4 protein-coding genes are annotated in these 1,823 nt (G+C 32.8%); all 4 read left to right on the top strand.

Annotated elements, in window-relative coordinates:
• Nucleotides 1-699: DeoR/GlpR family DNA-binding transcription regulator (locus KQI94_RS15910; RefSeq protein WP_216454633.1), on the top strand; the 699-nt coding region annotated here is incomplete at its 5' end.
• Nucleotides 700-740: 41 nt separating this feature from the next.
• Entirely contained in the window at nt 741-1,199 is a 459-nt protein-coding gene (locus tag KQI94_RS15905) for a PTS sugar transporter subunit IIA (protein WP_002400717.1), read from the top strand.
• Nucleotides 1,200-1,220: 21 nt separating this feature from the next.
• Nucleotides 1,221-1,499: a PTS sugar transporter subunit IIB gene (locus KQI94_RS15900; RefSeq protein WP_010775703.1), complete on the top strand. Its 279-nt coding sequence runs from the start codon at nt 1,221-1,223 to the stop codon at nt 1,497-1,499.
• 15 nt (nt 1,500-1,514) lie between these two features.
• Nucleotides 1,515-1,823: PTS transporter subunit IIC (locus tag KQI94_RS15895; protein ID WP_275970763.1), on the top strand; the 309-nt coding region annotated here is incomplete at its 3' end.

The raw sequence follows: 1,823 nt of genomic DNA, 5'->3' as shown, positions 1-1,823 counted from the left end.
AAGCGTATTACAACAAAAGAACTTTCTGAAAAGTTTGGTGTCACAGAACAAACTGTAAGAAGCGATTTGGCTTTATTAGAACGAGAACATAAGATTATCCGAGTTCATGGAGGTGCAAAAGCAATTGACACAGATATATCTTTCGATGAACGTTTAGAAGAAAATGTACCAGAAAAACGAAGATTAGGGGAATATGCTGCTTCATTAGTTGAAGAAGGAGACATTATCTTTTTAGACGGTGGTACAAGTATGATGTATCTCATTGATGCATTACCAAAAGAAATCCATCTTCGAATAATTACTGCTAGTCTGCCCATAGCTGATAAATGTAGTCAATTAATAAATGCTGATATCTATTGTTTAGGAGGCATGCTCAATAAGCGAACAAAAGAGATGTATGGACCAAGAGCAGTGGCTGATGCTGAAACATTAATGGCTAACAAAGCATTTATAGGAGTAAGCGGTTTTTCTGTAGAAGATCAATTCACTGAAAATAATGTTCTTTCACTAGATGTGAAAAGTAAAATTCTAAATTCTACTAAGCAAAAAATAGTAGTAGCAGATTCCAAAAAGGAAAATAGAATTGGCATACAACGTGCATTTACTTTTAGTGACTTTGAGTTATTCATTACTGGAAAAAAAGTATCCAGTAAGTTTATCTCTGAAATAAGAAAACATATGGAGGTGATTCAAAAATAAAACTTTTAAATAAAATTAAAATTGAAAGGGGGTGAAAATGAATGTACGCGGATTTTATTCATCAAGAGTTGATTTTTTTTAATTCTAAATTTACTACAAAAGAGCAATTCTTTGAAGAAGCAACTAAAAAATTGAAAATGCTAGAGTATGTGGAAGATAGTTTTGAATCAGCAATTATGACAAGGGAGATGAGTTTTCCTACAGGATTAGAACTAGGGCATATTAATATCGCTATTCCCCATACTGATCCACAGCATGTAAAAAAACCGTTTGTTGCAGCCTATCAATTAAATAATCCGATTGAATTTGTACAAATGGCAACCACAGATAGTTTAGTTCCATGTGAATTGATTTTAATTTTAGGAATCACAGATCCAAAAAATCAAGTGGGATTATTATCAACAATTATGGAAATATTTGGAAATGATGAGAAGGTTTCTGAATATCGAAAAGTCAAATCACCAAAAGAGTTATATCACTTTTTACAACAAAATCTTTAAATTGAGAAAGGATGAATGAAAATGAAACGAATTATTGTTGCTTGTGGAAGCGGTGTCGCAACAAGTCAAACTGTTGCTTCAAAAGTTCAAAGATTATTAAATGAGAGAAAAGTTGATGCTAGCGTTGAAGCTGTTGATATTAAATCAATTAGAACGTTTATAAAAAATGCAGATGCTTATGTATCTATTACTCCAGGATCTGAAGATTACGGTGTTCCTAAATTTGATGGTATTAAATTTTTAACTGGGATGGGTATGGATGAAGAATTAGATCGATTAATTGAAGTGTTGCAAAAATAAAGGAGGATTTTGTCAATGATTGAAGCAATTTCGAATTTCTTTCAGGCAATTCTAAATATGGGAGCTACAGTGTTTGTACCAATCATAATGTTGATAATTGGTTTAGTAGCAAAAATGAAATTTAAAGATGCATTCAGTGCAGCATTGATTTTTGGGGTAGCATTTGCTGGAATGAATTTAGTTGTTGATTATATGTTGGGAAATATTACACCAGCCGCAAAAGCTTTTGCGGAAGCAACAGGAATCAATTTAACAGCGATTGATGGTGGATGGACGACAGGCGCTTCGGTAACATGGGCTTGGAAATATGCTTTTCTTGCTTTT

Origin of the sequence: Enterococcus sp. S183_ASV_20 (assembly GCF_018919685.1) — a bacterium.
Taxonomy (GTDB): Bacteria; Bacillota; Bacilli; order Lactobacillales; family Enterococcaceae; genus Enterococcus; species Enterococcus faecalis.
The sequence above is the reverse complement of the archived record's forward strand: the minus strand, read 5'-3'. Positions and strand labels throughout refer to the sequence as shown.